We start from the raw sequence: 18,911 nt of genomic DNA, 5'->3' as shown, positions 1-18,911 counted from the left end.
TGTCTCTGGCATGAACGTTTATACCACTCAGCCTTTTCAGGTAATCTATTCGCTTTTCGAGCACGAATACCTGGGTTACCTGTTTGAGTCATTTGTGGTACAGGTAAACTCCAAAGGCCAGCTTACACTGCAGCACCAGAATATCTCGGCCAAGAACGCCGACGAATTCTCCTCGCGCCTCAACGCCGAAGATTTCAAGCTCATACAGCTCATCGACCAGGTGCAGCAGGATGCCGTGCTTAAGAAGTTCTCCACTAAAAAAATGTCGCCGGTTGATTTTTTTCTGAAAGTATACGACCCCGAGAAAGGCGACAAAACCCTGCAGGAAAGCATTAGCCATTACATTCAGGCCCGCATGGCTAAAATACTGGAGCTGCTGCGCCACGATAAAATGACATTTATCATGGGCAAGGATGGCGAGCCAACCTGGAAACGCATCAATATTGCCCCGGAGCGCGCCACGGTGCTGTTCCATTTTATGCGCAACACCGATAACACCCATTACTTCCCGACCATAAAGTACGCCGGCCAAAAGCTGGATTTTCAGTACCGCAACGCTTCGCTGATCTGTTACGAGCCAGCCTGGCTGCTGCTGAACGATGTAGTGTACAGCTTCGAGAAGAACGTAGACGGTAAAAAGCTGCAGCCCTTCCTAAATAAGAAGTTTATCGTAGTGCCCCGTTCGGTGGAGGAAAACTATTACCGCAAATTTGTGGCACAGCTGGTAGAGCAGTTTGACGTGCATGCCAAGGGCTTCGCCATAAATGCCGAAAAGTATGCGCCCACGCCATACCTTACCTTCTCGGAGCTTGCCGCGGCAGAAGTAGGGGCGCTTAAGCAAGCCGGCGAAGGGCGCTCGGACCGGAACAGCGCGGGTGGTAAGATCCTTTTCGACCTTTCGTTTAAGTATGGCGATTACATGGTGCAGGCGCAGGAGGCTAAGCGCATCAGCGTAAGTATGGAGAAAACGCCGGACTCATACATCTTTCACAAACTTATCCGGGACGCAAACCACGAGAAGGAATTTGTGAAGGAGCTTAACAAACGCGCGTTGGAAGTGAAAAACGGACAGGCCGTGCTGGAGAAGAACGAGGCTTTTTCGTGGTTGAGCAACAACCTGCAGAGCCTGGAGCAGCAAGGTTTTACAGTAACACAATGCCAGAAAAGCGGCAAAAACTACTTTATCGGGGAAATTACCCTGGATGTGGGCATTACGGAGAAGAACGACTGGTTCGATATTTACGGAACTGTGCGCTTCGGCGATTTTCAGGTGCCATTCATCAAACTCAAAAACCACATCCTCACTAAAAACAACGAGTTCATACTTCCGAACGGGCAGGTAGCTATTATCCCGGAGGAGTGGTTTACGCAGTACATTGAACTGTTTGCCTTCTCGGAGGGCGAGGACCAGCTAACACTGAAGAAGCACCACATGGCGCTGGTAAACGACCTTCAGAATGGCAACCTGGCTACCGTAACCATGACGCGCAAGCTGGAGAAGCTGCGAGAGTTTGAGACCATAGAAGATCAGCCTTTGCCTGCAGGTTTTGTAGGCGAGCTGCGTCCGTACCAGAAGGCTGGCTACAACTGGCTGCACTTTGTGCAGAACTATAAGTTTGGCGGCTGTCTGGCCGATGACATGGGTCTAGGTAAAACCGTGCAAACGCTGGCCATGCTGCAGCACCGCAAGGAGAACGGTGCAGAGTCGGCCTCGCTGCTGGTAATGCCAACATCGCTGGTTTATAACTGGCTGAACGAGGCGCAGAAGTTTACGCCAAACCTGCGCATACTTAACTATACGGGCACCTACCGCGATAAAAACGTGGAGCTGTTTCAGGAGTATGACGTGGTACTGACATCCTACGGCATTGTGCGCCTGGATGCGGAGCTGCTCAAGAGCTATTATTTCGATTATATCATACTGGATGAGTCGCAGGCCATTAAAAACCCTGACTCTACTACCTCACGGGCCGTGCGCTCGCTTAAATCACGGCACCGGCTTATACTTACGGGCACGCCCGTTGAGAACAGCACCATGGATTTATGGGCGCAGATGTCGTTTATTAACCCGGGTCTTTTGGGCAACCAGCATTTCTTCCGGAATGAGTTTCTAAAGCCGATTGAGAAGGAGAAGGACGAACAGAAAACCCGTAGGCTACATGCGCTCATCAAGCCATTTATACTTCGCAGGCATAAATCGCAAGTGGCCAAAGAGCTGCCCGAGAAAATAGAGCATACCTCTTTCTGCAAAATGACCGAGGAGCAGGAGCATGCCTACGAAGAAACAAAGTCATTCTATCGCAACAAAATCCTGACGAGCCTGGAAGAAAACGGGCCGGGCAACACGCAGTTTATGCTCTTGCAAGGCCTGACTAAGCTGCGCCAGATCGCCAACCACCCCCTCATGACCGATGCAGGCTATGTGGGCGAATCGGGTAAGCTGAAGGAGGTGCTGCGCATGACCAAGAACGTGATGGGCAAAGGGCACAAAGTGCTCATATTTAGCCAGTTTGTAAAGCACCTGGAAATTATCCGGAAATCACTGGATGAGAAAGAGATAGCCTATACATACCTGGACGGAAACACTAAGAACCGCCAGGAGCAGGTAGAGCGCTTCCAGACCGATGAAAGTATACAAGTGTTCCTGATCTCGCTGAAAGCTGGTGGTGTAGGTCTAAACCTGACTGCTGCCGACTACGTGTTTATACTTGACCCGTGGTGGAACCCTGCCGTGGAGGCGCAAGCCGTAGACCGTGCCCACCGCATCGGCCAGCGGAACACAGTGTTCACCTATAAATTCATCACCAAAGATACTGTAGAGGAAAAGATACTCGCCCTGCAAAACCGCAAAATACAGCTGGTAACTGACCTCATCAGCACGGACGAAACCATCATCAAAAGCCTGACCAGAGAAGATATTGATAGTTTGTTAAGTTAGAAAGGTAGAGAGGTTGAGATACAGCGCCGAGCGGGATAAGCACGTTATACATTATGTATGTGTACTTCCGAACACTAGCAATCAACAATACAACAACCAGCAATCAACCTATGCATCTCCACCTCAGAACCAATGTAGCCCAAGATTACCTTACAGTTTTTAATGCGTTTGATGAGCGGTTGTTCCGGAGGCTATCACCGGCGTACCCAAAGCTAAAGCTGCTGCGCTTTGATGGCTCCGAGCCCGGCGATGTAGTAGATGTGGAACTGCAGACTGGCATTAAATCCTTTCGCTGGACGAGCCTGATCACAGCCCGGAAAGTGACGGACTCTGAGGCATACTTCATAGACGAGGGGCAGCAACTGCCTCCTCCCCTACGCCTGTGGCGCCACAAGCACCTGGTTACGAAAAACGGCACCGGAGCCACCATCCACGACATCATTACCTTTAGCACCGGTTTAAAATTACTGGATGTTATACTTCTCCCAATCATGAAATTACAGTTCGGGATGCGCGGGCCCATCTACGAGCGCGAGTTTGGCAAAGTATAAAACCTTTCCCCGGCGCTGCCAGTTTACTGCACAGCAAGTATAAAACCGTATATTAGGGTATGGCAAAAGCAGTGATCATAGGGGCCGGCATTGGAGGCATTGCCACAGCGGTGCGCCTGGCCTTAAAAGGCTATAAGGTAACCGTGCTGGAGGCCAACGACACCTTTGGAGGCAAAATGCAGGAGTTCTGGTTGGGCAAGTATAGATTTGATGCCGGGCCATCGCTGTTTACGCTGCCGCACCTAGTGGATGAACTGTTTGAAGCCGCCGGCCGCAACCCACAGGATCATTTCACCTACTCGCGCCTCAACCCAATAACGCACTACTTTTGGCCCGATGGCAGCCACGTAAAAGCGTACGCCGAGCCTGCCGCATTCGCCGCCGAGGTTAACCAGGAACTGGGTGTGCCCAAGAATGCGGTGCTACAGGCATTAGAAAAAAGTAAAAGGCTTTATACAGGCACGGCAGATACGTTTCTACAGAAATCATTGCACCGGCTGGATACGTACCTGAGCCCCGATGTGCTGAAAGCACTGGGCTGCCTCTCCGATCTCGGGCTTACCACCACCATGCACCAGGCCAATGCCAAACAGTTTTCCGACCCGCGCTTTGTGCAGCTCCTGGATAGGTTTGCCACTTACAACGGTTCCGACCCCTACCAGGCGCCCGGCACGCTCAACATTATTCCGCACCTAGAGCACAACCTGGGCGCGTTTTACCCGGAGGGCGGTATTTATGCCATTGCAGCCAGCCTAGTAAAGCTAGCTGAAGAATTAGGGGTGATATTTAAGTATAATGAATGCGTTACACAGATCCTGACCGAAGGAAAGCAAGTAACCGGCGTAGCAACCAGCGCTGGCAAGTATAAAGCAGATGTGGTGGTAAGCAACATGGATGTGGTGCCAACTTACCGCAAGCTACTGCCACAACACACTGCGCCCGAGAAAACCTTGCAGCAGCCTCGCTCCAGCTCCGCACTTATCTTTTATTGGGGTATAAGGCGCAGTTTCCCGCAGCTGCACGTACACAACATCTTTTTCAGCCAGGATTATAAAGCTGAGTTTGAGCACATCTTCAAGTATAAAACCGTAAGCCCAGACCCGACAGTATACATCAACATTACCTCAAAGGCAGATCTCGCTGATGCCCCAGCCAACGCCGAGAACTGGTTTGTGATGGTAAACGTGCCGCACAACCAAGGCCAGGATTGGCCAGAGCTGACCCGCGCTACCCGGCAGGCTGTGCTGCAAAAACTGAGCGCCATGTTGCAAACCGATGTAGAAGCCCTGATAGAGGAAGAACAGCTGCTCGACCCGCTGCTGATCGAAAGCAGGACATCTTCTTTTGGAGGGGCGCTTTATGGAAGCAGCTCTAATAACCGTATGGCAGCCTTTCTTAGGCACCCAAACTTCAGCTCAAAGCTAACAGGTTTATACTTTTGCGGTGGCAGCGTGCACCCGGGCGGCGGCATTCCATTATGCTTGCTATCAGCCAAAATTGTGGCCGGGCTGGTTCCTGCTATAGTTTCACGTTCCACACACAATGTTAAGCACCATGCCTGAAATTAAAACAGCGCCTGTTAATATTGGTCATAAGTATAGGAAGTATACATTTCATGCGGCTGTGGCTGTGCTAGTAATTTTTCATGCGGTTGGCTTTTGGGGCATGTTATTTAGCGGCAAGCCAGAGTATTTTCAGCGGCTCACACCCATGAACCTAATTTTGACCAATATTTTGCTTTTTGCGTTTCACCGGCGCTGGAATGTTGCATTTATACTTTTCGCGGCTTTAGTTTTTGCTGCAGGTTTTTTGTCAGAGGTATTGGGTGTGCATACCGGCCTTTTGTTCGGAGACTATGCCTACGGCGCATCCTTAGGCCCTAAAGTATGGGATGTGCCGCTGCTCATTGGCCTAAACTGGCTGATGCTGGTTTACACGACCGGCCACATTAGCAACCATACAAAGCTACCTTGGCCTGCAAAGGCCTTAATTGGGGCTAGCCTAATGGTGGTGCTTGATGTGTTTATAGAACCTGTGGCCATGCAGTTTGATTTCTGGAGCTGGCAGGGCAATCACATTCCTTTGTCTAACTTCGTAGGTTGGTTTTTAGTGGCACTGGGCTTGCAGGTATACTTTCAGATGGCACCATTTTACAAGAGTAACCGCTTGGCCCCTACCGTATACCTGATACAGCTTTTATTCTTTATTAGTATCTATTGTTTGCTGTGAAGCACGGCGGGGTGTTTTAAGCCGGATAAAAGTTTTATTATGGTAATTAGCTTTCAAATAGTACTTTTACTGCAATATTAGGCTGTACCTCTGCAGCAGGATTAACATTTGACACTTAAAATGGTAGTAGCAGAAACGATATTGAGCCAGCTTCTTCAGGTGTTTAAGAGCGAGGGTATAGAGTGCCATACTGAAGAAGGGCTAGTGCAGCGGTTGGGGATTCAGGAGAGCCAATATAAGGGGTTATTCAGCAGTAGGGAAGACATGGTGCGGCAAGTCATACTCTTTGATTTGCGGCAGCAGGAGCTGCGCGATGAAGAAATGCTGAAGCGAACAACCAACTCTGTAGAAGAGATTATGATGTTGTTGCAAAACGGGATAGAAGATCTCAAAAAGCTAAACCCAGCATATATCATTGACCTGCAACAGTATTTCCCTGAAGTATGGCAGCTTTGCCTAGAGCATCTAAGCTCCTACAACTACTATTTAAACCTGAACATAATTAACAAAGGCATTTTACAAGGGTATTTCCGGAAGGACATTAACCTGCAGCTGGTGGTGAAGATTATTATGGAGCAATTCCATATGATGATTAACCCTGTTATCTTCCCCCCCGATCGCTACGAACTGGGTGAGGTGTTCCGGAGCGTATACTTATACTATGTGCGCGGTATTTGTACAGAGCAAGGCGCAAAGCTTGCAGAAGAATACTTTTCAAAAAACAACATATAGCATTTCAGCGAAGGTTGCTTTGCTCTTAAAGGTATTGGCAGCCATACGTTTCAGGTATGAATAAGAAGAGCGCCGTGGCTGAAGTATAAACTTTACCGCGGCGCTCCTTTTACAAGCGTTAATAGAATGCCGTTTAGCTAATGGATACGCGTACTTTCTGGGTATACATGCGCAAGGCGCTCTTAAACTCAGTGCCGTTGTCTTCCATCTCATTCAGGATCCAGACAGCAGCCAGCACATGTGTTAGCTGTTCGCCTTCATCTTCTCCCTCTACCTCAATGGCAAGCGGCTGTTCATCTACAATGGCAGCTTCGGCCGCCATCAACTCCTGTAACTTATAATTCTCAACAAGTTTTTTTATCGCGGGTATTTTCATACTTAATTAAGCGTCAAGTTTATGGATTAGTTCGCGTATCGCCTCTTCTTTGCTGGCGGCTACTGAGTCTACTAACTGGCCATCTCTAAAAACAGCAAAAAACGGCAGGTTAGTTACATTGGCTACCTTGCGCGCCTCTGGGCTTGTTTCGGCATTTACATCCACGAAGGTCACTTCCGCAAACGCTTCGTCATCAGACATTCGCTTGAACTTTGGCGAAAACAGGCGGCAGTTGCCACACCAGTCTGCGAAGTATTTCACAACTACCTTCTTGTTTGAGTTTAGTACTTCGTTGAAATCATTGTCAGTTGCTACAATAACAGCCATATTTCTTATTTTTGTAATTTACGTAATCAGGTTCTGTCCCCTTTTTAACTAAAGTCAAAAGTAAATGTTTCAAACAATAATAGGGCAAGAGCTCCGATAGATATTATTTATCAACTTATAGATATAAGCTATAAGTTGCGTGCTTTAATATATGCTGAGTTTTCTTCGGAAACTATACCACCCACTTTAAAGTTATAGCATAGAATCAATTAGGGCTATAGAATATTAGCAGAACCGATGAAATTGGATGACAGAATCTATACGCCAATTTTGTATCTTTGCAGCCTAAAACCAGAGAAGCACCATGTTAGATAAGTTAGAAGCCATCAATCAGCGTTTTGAAGAGGTAAGCCAGTTGCTTATCCAGCCGGATGTGGCCAGCGACATGAAGAAATTCAAGGCGCTGAACAAAGAATATAAGGATCTCGACAAGATCGTAACCGAATACAAAAAGTATAAGAACATCCTTAGCAACATCGACAATGCCAAGCAGGTAATCGCGACAGAGAAGGATGAGGATTTCAGAGAAATGGCTAAGGGCGAGCTTGATGAGCTGTTGCCGCAGCGTGAGGAGATGGAGGATACGCTGAAAGAGCTGCTGATCCCGAAAGACCCGAACGACAGCAAGGACATCCTGATGGAGATCCGTGCAGGAGCTGGTGGCGATGAAGCCTCTATCTTTGCCGGTGACCTGTACCGCATGTACAGCCGCTTTGCTGAAAAGCAAGGCTGGAGAATGGAACTAGTGGATGCCACCGAAGGTACATCGGGTGGTTACAAGGAAATTATCATAGGCGTATCTGGCGAGGACGTTTACGGCAAGCTGAAGTTTGAGTCGGGTGTGCACCGCGTGCAGCGTGTACCAGCCACTGAAACGCAGGGCCGTATCCATACTTCCGTGGCATCGGTGGTGGTATTGCCAGAGGCAGAGGAATTTGATGTGGAGATCGACATGAACGATATTCGCAAAGACCTATTCTGCTCTTCAGGACCAGGCGGCCAGTCGGTAAACACGACGTATTCTGCCGTCCGCCTGACGCACATCCCAACCGGCCTTGTGGCCCAGTGCCAGGACCAGAAATCGCAGCTAAAGAACTTCGATAAAGCCCTTGCTGTACTTCGCTCGCGTATTTATGAGCAGGAGCTTGCCAAGAAAAACGAGGCTGAAGGCGCGCAGCGTAAGTCTATGGTGGGCGGCGGCGACCGTTCCGATAAGATCCGTACCTATAACTATCCGCAGGGCCGTGTAACCGATCACCGCATCGGGCTTACTGTTTACAACTTGCCAAGCGTAATGGATGGTGGCATCGACGACTTTGTAGAGCAGCTCCGCATTGCCGAAAACGCCGAAAGACTGAAAGAAGGCGCAACAGCAGAGTAAATTACCGTGTAGCCACAAGTATAAAAAAGGAATGTAGTAAAGCGATTGTCGCTGCGCTGCATTCCTTTTCTTCTTTATTGCTAAATTGCTTATTAATGAGCTGCTTAAATTAGGGGGCCTTTCATCGCGATTTATACTTAGTGATACTAAATGGTGCATGAAGCACTGGCAAGAATTAAACAAGATAGCCATCAACATCAAAAAACCAGCCTTGAAATACCTGCTAGCCATACTTCCGTTACTTTTACTGCTATCAGTGTTTGGTTGCGAGCCCAAGGAGGAGATCATCACCACAGACCCGAGTGCCATGCTGTCGTTTTCGGCGGATACTGTGCTGTTCGATACCGTGTTTGTGAGCCGGGGCAGTGTAACCAAGCGCCTGAAAGTATATAACCGCAACGAAAAGGCCGTACGGATAAGTGAGATTAACCTGGCCGGTGCCGGAGCTTCTCCTTATCAGCTTACCATAAACGGTGTGCAAAGTCCGCTGGCTAACAACGTGGAACTGCGCGGGGGCGACAGCCTGTATGTGCTGGTAAAGGTCAACATCAACCCATCCGATCAGAACCAGCCTTTTCTGGCGGCAGACTCCATACTTTTTAGCACGAATGGCCGGCAGCAAAACGTGAAGCTGGTGGCCTATGGGCAAAACGCATACTTCCACCGCAAAAGCAGCATCGGTACCGAAACCTGGCCCAGCGATAAACCGCACGTGCTCCTGGACTCGGTGCTGGTGCGCGAAGGAGCTATACTCACCATCGAGAAAGGCGCCCGGGTTTTTGGCTACAACAAGTCGGTGTTGTTGGTGGCAGGGCAGCTGCAAGTACAGGGCACGCCGCAGGAACGCGTCAGCTTTAGCGGGTATCGCCGCGAGGAAGATTACCGCACCGCACCGGGCCAATGGGAGGGCATTCGGTTGCTGGCAACCAGCAGTGGCAGCAGCATAAAGTATGCAGACATCAAGAACACGCTTTACGGCATGCGTGTTGGCAACCCCGGCAAAGCCGCTACCTTGGTAGAAGGCTGTGTGGTAGCGCATGCGTTTTGGGATGGCATCGTGGCCTTTACCTCGGATGTGAAGGTAACGAACAGCCTGATCTATAACTGTGGCCAATACGGCTTTGGAGGCCTGGGCGGCGGCAACTATGAACTGATGTACACAACCATTGCCAGTTACCAGAACCCGCTCCTGCGCGAAACACCTTTGCTCGTAATAACCGATTTTATACCTGAGTCGGATATCAAGGACCGGCCCACCACGCTGCGCCTCGTTAACTCCATTATTTACTCAGATGGCTTTAGTATAGCAGATGAAGTGCTGATAGAACCAATGAGCGCTGTAGTAGAAGCAAGCAACAACCTGCTGCGCACTGAAAGCTATAAAGCCCTTTTCCAAGGGAATGGGAACATCTTAAACACAGCGCCAAAGTTTAAGGCCCCGGCAAAGTATGATTTTCGGCTGGATACACTCTCCCCGGCCAGCGGTGCCGCCAAAATACTGCCAGCTATACTCAAAGACCTGAAAGGAGTTACACGCAGCAGCACCAAGCCAGACGCAGGTGCGTATGAGCGTAGCATAGATTAGAATTAATGTTGAATGAGTGGGTGAGTGAATGTGCGAATACAATCTATACTTCCGCATTTTAGAGCTTCCTATACAGCGCTCCTTACGCACTCAGTCACACATTCACTCACTCAAAAGTATAACGTATGTGGTTTCAGAAAGAGATTAGACTGCCGGCCGTAAAGCGCGGCTTCCATTTGATAACTGATCTGGTGGTGGCGCAACTGCCGGAGCTGGAAGAAATAAACGTCGGGCTCGCGCATATCTTCATCAAACACACCTCCGCCAGCCTAACTATAAACGAAGATGCAGACCCAACGGTGCGCCAGGATTTCGAAAGCCATTTCAACCACATGGTACCAGAGAACCAACCATACTATCGCCATACTTTAGAGGGATCCGATGATATGCCGGCCCACCTCAAAGCAGCCATACTTGGCAATGCTGTAAGCGTGCCCATTACAAATGGCGAGCTAAACTTGGGCACTTGGCAAGGCATTTACCTTTGCGAGCACCGCGACCATGCCTCAAAACGCACCCTTGTGATTACGCTTCAAGGAGAGTAGTTACAGTTTTACAGCTTCACTCTGTTTTGCTAGCGCAGAATATTGATTTTCCGGATCTCAGTGCCGTTTGTGCTGAGCAGGCGCAGGAAGTAAACACCGGGCTGTAAGTGGTGCACGTCTAGTTGCAGGGTGCGGTCGCGCACCTCGGCGGTAAGCACCGTTTTGCCTACGCTGTTCATTAGCTCAACCTTCCGGACAAGTATGCGCGCCGGCTGCTCAATGTTGATGTAAGATGAAGTAGGGTTAGGGTATACTGTTAAATCGTTTACCGTAACCTGTATGAAGTCCTCTTTCAGGGTCGTGTTGCTCAGTGCGCCATTGCTTACTGTTAGCTTTACATCATACTTGCCCGGCGCCGGATAGGTAACGGTTGGGTTTTGCTGCGTAGAAGTGGCCGGAATCCCGCCCTCAAACTCCCAAAGCCATGCAGTGGGGCGTACACCTGCAGAGGCATCAGCAAACTGCACGCTTGCACCTGCTACTACCAGTGTATCCCTTTCCTTTGCCAGTCCGAAATCAGCGCGTAATGAGGCGGAACATACCAGCGAGTTAAGCAGAGCTTTACGGGTAGTGCTCAATACGGCATTCATGTAGTCAGCTTGCCCTTTAGTAAACAGGTTCATGCAGGCATCATCGCTGTAATCCATATAGTTTTGGTACATATTGCCGTAAGGGCCGTTGTTGCAGGATAACTGTATGCCGCTTGGGCAGCCTACTGTATAATCATCCTGGTTGGGTGTGTCGCTGATGCCGTCGGAGTCTGAGCAGCTTGGCTCATCGCCTCCCCAAATGTGCTCTAGCCCAAGCCAGTGGCCTACCTCATGCGTGGCAGTGCGGCCCATGTTGTACGGCCAAATAAATGGGTTGGCAGGCGCTGCTCCGATAGTGGCGTAGTGTAGTACCACGCCATCCAGGCGTGCAGGTGCTGTGCCGGGCAAGGTAGCGTAGCCCAGAATGTCATCCTTAATAGCGCCCACCCAAATGTTCAGGTAGCGGTTACGGTCCCAGGCATCCACCCCTCCGTTGGAAGAAGACTTTATCTGATCGTTGGTATAATCAAACTCTGTGCGGCTGGTTTGGGTGCGCGTGATCCCACTGGTAGGGTTGCCATTGGGGTCAAGGGTGGCTAGGCAGAACTCTATCCTAGTATCGGTTGCCACAGGCTGGAAGTATGATGGCGTGTTGGCCGCATCGGCATTCATCCTTCTAAAGTCTGCGTTAAGCACTTCTAACTGCGACATAACCTGCGCATCAGATATATTCTCGGTGCTGTTGCTGTACACTACATGGAATACAACCGGAATAGAGATGGTTGTGGTTACACGCAGGTTTTGCCACTGGCGCTGCTGCTCTAGTTGCTGTAGAATAGCTTGTTGCGCCTGCTGCCGCTCCTGCTCTAAGTATGGGTTTTGCTCTTTAAGGGTTTCCAGGTAGTGGTTGGTGGCACAGTTACGGGTGCCCGTAAGCTGCTGAGAATATACAGAGGATACGGCAAGGCAAAACACCACCATTAAGACAAAAATACGCATAGTAAAGGGAGGTAGAAATAGCGCTATAGGAGCAGAAATATTAGAGTTAAGGTGAGGTGCTAAAACCACTAGAGGCTGCCCCTAGGGATTGGATGAATTTATACTTTACAGGTTGGCTTTTACACTGTAATGCAGTGAGTCGCCGAAAATCATTTTCTGAACGCCATCTACGCGGTAACTGGCAATACTGCCGGTTTTGGGGTTGGTAGTTAACGCAATTTTACGGTGCGAATAGTATATGATGTTCTGATCCTGTAAGGTAGCGGTAAGCTCTTTTAGCTTGCCATTTGGTGTTAGCACCAGGCGGAGGTAGTGTACCTGTGGCTCGGCATCCTCCAGCTTGCTATACTCAACCTGTACGCTGCCATCGCTTAGGGTTTGCTGCTGCTTGGTGTAATACTCTTGCAGCGAGGGTCTGTTCAGGTCAGCCTGTTCAAACACAGTTAGCTCGTCTTCCCAATCTACTTCTGAAGTTTCCACCAGTTCTGCGTCTTTCCCTTGCGTCTCCACCGATTTTAATACCATTGGCTTTTCTGCTTCCAAGGCTTCTTTTTGTTGCTGCAAGTAGGCTGTAAGGTTATAAGAGGCCTGCCCGGCGCTGTCAGTTACAGGCGGTGCAGGTCTCTCACAAGATGCAATGGCAAGCAATAAGCCCACCCAAAGTAGCGGATTATACTTAGCCACAGTAGTGAATTAATGGTTTATCAGGGATTCGCCGGTCATCTCTTCCGGTTTCTGCACACCCATTAGTTCTAGTATCGTCGGGGCGATATCGCCTAGCTTGCCCTCGTGCAGGGTGCCCTTAAAGTCGTTGCTTACCAGCACGCAAGGCACCAGGTTGGTAGTATGGGCCGTGTTTGGCGAGCCGTCCGGATTTATCATCATATCGGCGTTACCGTGGTCAGCGATCACGATAATGTCGTAGCCATTCTCCAAGGCGGTTGTTATCACCTTTTCGGAGCATGCGTCTACCACCTCGCAGGCTTTTACAGCAGCCTCAAACACACCTGTGTGGCCTACCATATCCGGGTTGGCAAAGTTAAGGCAGATAAAGTCAGCGCTTTTCTTTTGCAGTTCCGGCACAATGGCATCGCGGATGTCATAGGCGCTCATTTCCGGCTGCAGATCGTAAGTGGCCACTTTCGGCGATGGGCACAGCAGGCGGCTCTCGCCCTCAAACTGCTCCTCGCGTCCGCCAGAGAAGAAGAACGTAACGTGCGGATACTTCTCCGTTTCGGCAATGCGTATCTGCTTTTTGCTAGCCTTGCTCAGTACCTCGCCAAGCGTGTTGTTCAGGTTATCCTTCACAAAGATCGACTCCACGCCTGTAAACGTTTCGTCGTAGGTCGTCATGGTGATGTAGCGTAGGTTCAGTTTGTGCATGTCCTGCTCCGGGAAGTCGCGCTGCGTCAGGGCCTGGGTAATCTCGCGGCCACGGTCGGTGCGGAAGTTAAAGCAGATCACCACATCGCCATCCTTAATAGTGGCGATAGGTTCCTGGTTATCGTTCACCTTCACGATCGGCTTGATGAACTCATCGGTTACCCCGGCATTATAAGACGCCAGCACCGACTTGATCAGGTTTTGGGACTTCTCGCCCTCCCCTTTTGCGAGCAGGTCGTAAGCCAGTTTTACGCGCTCCCAGCGGTTGTCGCGGTCCATGGCATAGTAGCGGCCAACAATGGAGGCAATGGTTCCGGAAGTGTTTTCCAAGTGCTCCTCCAACTCGTTGATATACTTTACGCCTCCCTTCGGGTCGGTGTCGCGGCCATCGGTAAACGCATGGATGTATACATCATGCAGTTCCTGGTCGTAAGCGGCGGTGCAAAGCGCCTTTAAGTGGTTTATGTGCGAGTGCACGCCCCCATCAGACAGCAACCCGATCAGGTGTACCGGCTTTTTATGTTCTTTCGCGTAAGCAAATGCGTTAGCCAGGGCTGGCATAGTGGCAAGCTTGCGCTCTGCAATGGCTTTGTTAATGCGCACCAGATCCTGGTACACCACGCGGCCTGCGCCCAGGTTCATGTGTCCTACCTCAGAGTTGCCCATCTGGCCCTCCGGTAAACCTACATACTCACCAGATGCGTGCAAACTAGTGGTAGGGTAATTTTTGAGGATAGAGTCTATGAACGGTGTGTTGGCTTTCTGGATAGCAGAAACCTCCGGGTCGGTGCCCAGGCCCCAACCGTCCAAAATCACTAAAAGTACCTTCTTGTTCATAGTGCAAATATAACTATAATCTTTGAAGCCGCCGACCACAATTAGCCATCGCCGTATCCTTGGTTAAGGATTAAGTGTTTTACAGTGCGGGTATTAATGTACGGCTACAAGAGGGTACAGGTGTTTCTTTTTTTAGATAAAGGACTTACCTTTAGAGATGCGAGGCTCATAAATGTACTTGGCATAGTTTTGGCTCATACGTGGGCAAGATCACAAACGGTATTATGAAGAATTTTAAACACGTTACAGTAGTATTTTCGATGTTGTTGGTAGCCATGTTTTTTATGGCGGGGCGGGCAGTTGCCCAAGGCGATGCTGTGAATAGCGTAAAGCAGGCCATGAAGGCAGGTTCTGCCAAAGACCTCTCAAAGCATTTTGGCCGGATGGTGGTAATTAAGCTGGATGATGGCGAAGCAACAACTTATAGCGGTACCCAAGCTGAGTTTGTGATGAAAAACTTCTTCGCTAAGAACCCTCCGGTGAGCTTTGACCCGCATAACGGCACCTCTAGCGATGGCTTGGCTTATATCTTAGGAGAGTATGTTTCTAATGATGAAACCCTAATGGTCGTCATCCGGATGAAGCCTGTAGGCGATAAGTACTTCATTCATAAGATAGAGTTTGACAAAGATTAAGCAGATAAAATTGATATTTTCAAGAAGGCTCGGCATTTATCCCGAGCCTTTTTTTATTTTTGCACCGTGAAACCGACTTACCTAACCCCAGAAAGCATCAACGCGTTTATCGCGGCGGCACTTGCCGAAGACGTTGGCGACGGCGACCATTCCTCGCTGGCGGCCATACCTGCCAATGCGCAGAACCAGGCGCGGCTGCTTGTGAAAGGCGACGGTATACTGGCTGGCGTAGAGATGGCCGGTTACATTTTTAAAGCCGTTGACCCGCAGTTGGAGCTGGACGTGATGATGCAAGACGGTGCAACGATGAAGTATGGCGACGTGGCATTTACCGTAAAAGGAAAGGCGCAAAGTATTCTTACTGCCGAGCGGCTGGTGCTTAACTGCATGCAGCGCATGAGCGGCATAGCTACGCACACGCACTACTTGGCCTCACTTATAGCGGGCACCGGCGCCAAACTGCTGGATACCCGCAAAACTACACCTAACTTCCGCTTAATGGAGAAATGGGCTGTGGTAATCGGGGGCGGCGAAAACCACCGGTTCGGCCTGTACGACATGGTGATGCTGAAGGATAACCACATCGACTACGCCGGGGGCATTCGGGAGGCGATTACAGCCACCCATACGTACCTGCAGGCGAAGGGCAAGAACCTGAAAATAGAAGTGGAAACCCGTAACCTAGAGGAGGTGCAGCAGGTGCTGGGCACTGGCGGCATTAACCGCATCATGCTGGATAACATGAGCACCGACATGATGCGCGAGGCCGTGGCTATAATTGGCGGCAAGTATGAAACAGAGGCATCTGGTGGTATAACCGAGGAAACCATTCGGGCAGTGGCCGAGTGTGGCGTGGATTACATCTCGGTAGGCGCACTTACGCACTCCATTAAAAGTATAGACCTGAGCCTGAAGGCTTTTTAGATCTCGATACATATACGATAAACGCTCTGCGGGGCTGGAAAAGAAGAAGACAGAGAAGATTTTAGACTAATATTATGCAGCAACCAAACCAAAGAGGAGGACGCCGGGTGGCACAGGGAGCAAACCCTATGGCTATCCGCACAAAAAAGTATCAGCTCGATAAAAATGTATATACCCGCATGGCGCTTGTGCAAGTATGGCGCAAAGACTGGTGGTACGCCCTTATTCCGCTGGTGCTGCTATTATTGCCTGCGGCCTTCAGCTTTTCGTGGTGGTGGGTAGCTTTTGCCATTATCGTAACATTGCTGTTTGTGCTGCTGCGCTCGGCCCAGGTGCTTAGTGTAACACAGGTAGAACAAGGCAGCCCGCTTTTTGAGAAACTGACATACGAGGTTGATCAGCGCCAGCTAATCCTGAAGCGCAACGAGCGTGAGGGTATGACCCTAAGTTGGGACATGATCCAGAAGGCACAGAAAACAGAGGACTCCTATATGCTTTGGCTGCAGCCGCCAACCGATGCGCAGCTGCCAGGCGGTTGGAAAGGCTGGCTGGCCCGCACGTTTCAGGTTCCGGTATTTATTAACATGCCATTCCGTATTTTTAACAGCCCAACCGATATCAAGCGTTTCGAGAGCATTCTGCAACGCAAAAGCCTGTTAGCACCTGTAGCGGCTCAACAACCTAACCAAGGTTAAGGGGCGTAAATAATAGCATTGCGGCTTTGGCCTGCTTTATTCGGGCTAAGCCATCATCAAAAAAAGTAAAAAAATATAAAGATGAATAAGAACGTAATAGCAGTATTTGCCGCAGCTTGCGGTTTGTTTATGGCTTCTTGCGGTACTCCGTCAGACCTGAGACCTGATGAGAAAGTTTCTACTGAAACAGTGGCTCCAGGTACGCGCCATACTTTCAACGTGTCAGACGCAGGCAATGCCGAGGTAACCACGCATGGTACTGTGCAGGGCCACCCAGATAAAGAGCAAGTGATGCCAAACCACGATGAAGGCGGAAACACTATCCAGCCAGGCGACAGTGTACGAGAAGTTTCTGAGACAAACACAGAAGCTGGCGCAACACACCACTAAGAAGCTGTAAGTATTCCAAGAACCTGCCGTTGTTGACGTTAAGAGCAGCAACGGCAGGTTTTTTTTATAACTACCCGGCCAAACAGTAGAGCCCGTAAATGAGCCACACCGTATGGGTTCAGAATTTTAGCGTATATTTGCAACATAATTGCTTTTATAAAATTAATGGCAGCACAACAGGAGGCAGCAGAGTGGTTCAGTACCTGGTTCGACTCGCCGTACTATCACATACTTTACAAGGACCGCGACATGCGGGAGGCACAGCACTTCATGGATAACCTGATGGGCTATCTGCATCCCAAACCAGAAGAGAAAATATTGGACCTTGCTTGCGGTAAAGGGCGGCATTCGCTTTACCTGAATCAAAAAGGTTGTGATGTAACCGGCATTGACCTGTCTGAGCAAAGTATAGCTTACGCCCGGCAGTTCGAGAACGAGCGGCTGCACTTTGCCGTGCACGACATGCGCGAGGTGTTTAAGCCAGAAACGTTCGATTTTGTGGTGAATCTGTTTACAAGCTTCGGCTATTTTGATAACGACACCGAGAATGTTGTAGCCTTATGCGCCACGGCCCAAAGCCTGAAACACGGCGGAAAACTAGTTATCGATTTTATGAACACCGATAAGGTGATCGAGAACCTAGTGCTAGCCGAAGAAAAAGAGGTACAGGGTATAAACTTTAAAATAACGCGCGGCGTAGAGACAGGCTTCATCGTCAAAACCATCCGTTTTCAGGATAAGGGACAAGATTACCATTTCGAGGAGCGAGTTAGAGCCCTGAGACAGGAAGATTTTCTGGCGTTTTTCCAGATGACACAGCTGCGCATGGTGGATACCTTCGGCGACTACGAATTAAACCCCTACAGCCAGTCGGCCAGTGACCGGATGATATTTGTGCTTAAGAAATAACATGTCTGCATGATCGTAGCTATACTTGCCCTGTTTTTTACGGTAGTGCTTTCTGGCTTTTTGGTAAAGGTTTTTCCGCCGGATAAATCTATTTGGCTAAAAATGGCCCTGGCCTTTAGCGGCGCCTACTTATTTACTATCACCATTATCCATCTGCTGCCCGAAGTGCTGGCAGGTAGCACCACTAACCCATACCATATCGGCTATTGGGTGTTGGCAGGCTTTTTCCTGCAGTTGGTGCTGGAGCTGTTCTCGCATGGTGTGGAGCATGGCCACATTCATCACCATCATGGGCGCGTAGGCTCTATGCCTTTCCTGCTGCTGGGCTCCCTTTTTGTGCATTCGTTTTTAGAAGGAAGTATACTGGTTGAGCATGGGCATGCACACGGCAGCGGCAACCATGGCAGCAACAGTTTCTACCTGGTGTTATTGGGCGTGGGGCTGCACCATGTGCCAGCGGCCTTCGCGCTGATGTCGGTGCTGATGTCGCGGCTCGAGAATTTCAGAAAGGCTTTTCTTTGGTTGCTAATCTTTGCGGTAGGTTCTCCGTTGGGTATTTTAGTGAGTAACACCGTGTTGGCCCAGGAGGCGCCGGATGGGCTGGTTTATACTGCTTTAACAGGTCTGGTAGCAGGTAATTTTCTGCATATCTCTACCACGATCCTTTTCGAGACAAGTCCGGACCACCGGTTTAACCGTAACAAGTTAGTAGCTACCTTGCTAGGGCTTAGCCTAGCGTTGGCCGGAGACTTTATCTACTGATAAAGTGTAAGTTTCTTCTAGTAAGATCAGCTAAAAACTTCACGTTATAATGCCTAAGGCTGAAACAAAGCAAGAAGATTAAGTTGTTGTGCTGAAGGCCTTCGGCTGGAACTATAGGCCAATCTACCAATCATCTCCACTGGCCTCTAAAAGAGTTCTATCCATCCTGTTTTTCGGAGCATC

19 protein-coding genes are annotated in these 18,911 nt (G+C 49.6%); 14 read left to right on the top strand and 5 right to left on the bottom strand.

Going from position 1 to position 18,911, the window contains the following annotated elements; all coding sequences use genetic code 11:
• Positions 1–10 precede the first annotated feature (10 nt).
• From D1627_RS10775 to D1627_RS10755, 5 genes are all read left to right on the top strand, one after another.
• Positions 11–2,938, top strand: coding sequence for a DEAD/DEAH box helicase (locus tag D1627_RS10775; RefSeq protein WP_119432242.1), 2,928 nt, complete (start codon positions 11–13; stop codon positions 2,936–2,938).
• A 110-nt stretch (positions 2,939–3,048) separates the two neighbouring features.
• Positions 3,049–3,489 carry an SRPBCC family protein gene (locus D1627_RS10770; protein WP_119432540.1) on the top strand — a complete coding sequence of 147 codons (441 nt, stop codon included), beginning with the start codon at positions 3,049–3,051 and terminating at the stop codon, positions 3,487–3,489.
• 59 nt (positions 3,490–3,548) lie between these two features.
• The gene (gene crtD / locus D1627_RS10765) at positions 3,549–5,051 is read left to right on the top strand and encodes a 1-hydroxycarotenoid 3,4-desaturase CrtD (protein ID WP_119432241.1); all 1,503 of its coding nucleotides are present in this window, start codon (positions 3,549–3,551) and stop codon (positions 5,049–5,051) included.
• Positions 5,044–5,718 carry a carotenoid biosynthesis protein gene (locus D1627_RS10760; RefSeq protein WP_119432240.1) on the top strand — a complete coding sequence of 225 codons (675 nt, stop codon included), beginning with the start codon at positions 5,044–5,046 and terminating at the stop codon, positions 5,716–5,718. The genes crtD and D1627_RS10760 overlap by 8 nt, the downstream gene beginning before the upstream one ends.
• Positions 5,719–5,838: 120 nt before the next feature.
• Positions 5,839–6,450, top strand: a complete 612-nt coding sequence (locus tag D1627_RS10755; protein ID WP_119432239.1) for a TetR/AcrR family transcriptional regulator — start codon at positions 5,839–5,841, stop codon at positions 6,448–6,450.
• Positions 6,451–6,583: 133 nt separating this feature from the next.
• Here the strand turns inward: D1627_RS10755 and D1627_RS10750 are convergent, their stop codons facing one another.
• Together D1627_RS10750 and D1627_RS10745 are read right to left on the bottom strand one after the other, a co-directional pair.
• Positions 6,584–6,826 carry a DUF6952 family protein gene (locus D1627_RS10750; protein ID WP_119432238.1) on the bottom strand — a complete coding sequence of 81 codons (243 nt, stop codon included), beginning with the start codon at positions 6,824–6,826 and terminating at the stop codon, positions 6,584–6,586.
• Positions 6,827–6,832: 6 nt separating this feature from the next.
• Complete coding sequence (locus tag D1627_RS10745) at positions 6,833–7,153, bottom strand: thioredoxin family protein (protein ID WP_119432237.1); 321 nt, start codon at positions 7,151–7,153, stop codon at positions 6,833–6,835.
• A 304-nt stretch (positions 7,154–7,457) separates the two neighbouring features.
• Between D1627_RS10745 and prfA the strand changes: the two genes are divergently transcribed.
• The 3 genes from prfA (at position 7,458) to D1627_RS10730 (ending at position 10,664) form a co-directional block, all read left to right on the top strand.
• Positions 7,458–8,534 carry a peptide chain release factor 1 gene (prfA, locus tag D1627_RS10740; protein WP_119432236.1) on the top strand — a complete coding sequence of 359 codons (1,077 nt, stop codon included), beginning with the start codon at positions 7,458–7,460 and terminating at the stop codon, positions 8,532–8,534.
• 157 nt (positions 8,535–8,691) lie between these two features.
• Positions 8,692–10,119 carry a hypothetical protein gene (locus D1627_RS10735; RefSeq protein WP_233555596.1) on the top strand — a complete coding sequence of 476 codons (1,428 nt, stop codon included), beginning with the start codon at positions 8,692–8,694 and terminating at the stop codon, positions 10,117–10,119.
• A 125-nt stretch (positions 10,120–10,244) separates the two neighbouring features.
• Positions 10,245–10,664 carry a secondary thiamine-phosphate synthase enzyme YjbQ gene (locus D1627_RS10730; protein ID WP_119432235.1) on the top strand — a complete coding sequence of 140 codons (420 nt, stop codon included), beginning with the start codon at positions 10,245–10,247 and terminating at the stop codon, positions 10,662–10,664.
• Positions 10,665–10,693: 29 nt separating this feature from the next.
• Here the strand turns inward: D1627_RS10730 and D1627_RS10725 are convergent, their stop codons facing one another.
• The 3 genes from D1627_RS10725 to gpmI form a co-directional block, all read right to left on the bottom strand.
• Positions 10,694–12,193 (bottom strand): M43 family zinc metalloprotease, encoded by a 1,500-nt coding sequence (locus D1627_RS10725; protein WP_119432234.1) that lies wholly within the window; start codon positions 12,191–12,193, stop codon positions 10,694–10,696.
• 105 nt (positions 12,194–12,298) lie between these two features.
• A complete protein-coding gene (locus tag D1627_RS10720; protein WP_147383280.1) occupies positions 12,299–12,877 on the bottom strand; it encodes a hypothetical protein in 579 nt (192 codons plus the stop codon).
• Positions 12,878–12,886: 9 nt separating this feature from the next.
• A complete protein-coding gene (gene gpmI / locus D1627_RS10715; protein ID WP_119432232.1) occupies positions 12,887–14,413 on the bottom strand; it encodes a 2,3-bisphosphoglycerate-independent phosphoglycerate mutase in 1,527 nt (508 codons plus the stop codon).
• 224 nt (positions 14,414–14,637) lie between these two features.
• Between gpmI and D1627_RS10710 the strand changes: the two genes are divergently transcribed.
• The 6 genes from D1627_RS10710 (at position 14,638) to D1627_RS10685 (ending at position 18,728) form a co-directional block, all read left to right on the top strand.
• Positions 14,638–15,048, top strand: a complete 411-nt coding sequence (locus D1627_RS10710; protein ID WP_119432231.1) for a DUF4783 domain-containing protein — start codon at positions 14,638–14,640, stop codon at positions 15,046–15,048.
• Positions 15,049–15,114: 66 nt separating this feature from the next.
• Positions 15,115–15,972 carry a carboxylating nicotinate-nucleotide diphosphorylase gene (nadC, locus tag D1627_RS10705; protein ID WP_119432230.1) on the top strand — a complete coding sequence of 286 codons (858 nt, stop codon included), beginning with the start codon at positions 15,115–15,117 and terminating at the stop codon, positions 15,970–15,972.
• Between the two features lie 128 nt (positions 15,973–16,100).
• Positions 16,101–16,667, top strand: coding sequence for a hypothetical protein (locus tag D1627_RS10700; RefSeq protein ID WP_233555595.1), 567 nt, complete (start codon positions 16,101–16,103; stop codon positions 16,665–16,667).
• Between the two features lie 81 nt (positions 16,668–16,748).
• The gene (locus D1627_RS10695; protein WP_119432229.1) at positions 16,749–17,057 is read left to right on the top strand and encodes a hypothetical protein; all 309 of its coding nucleotides are present in this window, start codon (positions 16,749–16,751) and stop codon (positions 17,055–17,057) included.
• A gap of 165 nt (positions 17,058–17,222) precedes the next feature.
• Positions 17,223–17,966 (top strand): SAM-dependent methyltransferase, encoded by a 744-nt coding sequence (locus D1627_RS10690; protein ID WP_119432228.1) that lies wholly within the window; start codon positions 17,223–17,225, stop codon positions 17,964–17,966.
• Positions 17,967–17,975: 9 nt separating this feature from the next.
• Positions 17,976–18,728, top strand: a complete 753-nt coding sequence (locus tag D1627_RS10685; protein ID WP_119432227.1) for a ZIP family metal transporter — start codon at positions 17,976–17,978, stop codon at positions 18,726–18,728.
• The last annotated feature ends 183 nt before the right edge of the window (positions 18,729–18,911 follow it).

Origin of the sequence: Pontibacter oryzae, assembly GCF_003576375.1 — a bacterium.
Classification (GTDB): Bacteria; Bacteroidota; Bacteroidia; order Cytophagales; family Hymenobacteraceae; genus Pontibacter; species Pontibacter oryzae.
The sequence above is the reverse complement of the archived record's forward strand: the minus strand, read 5'-3'. Positions and strand labels throughout refer to the sequence as shown.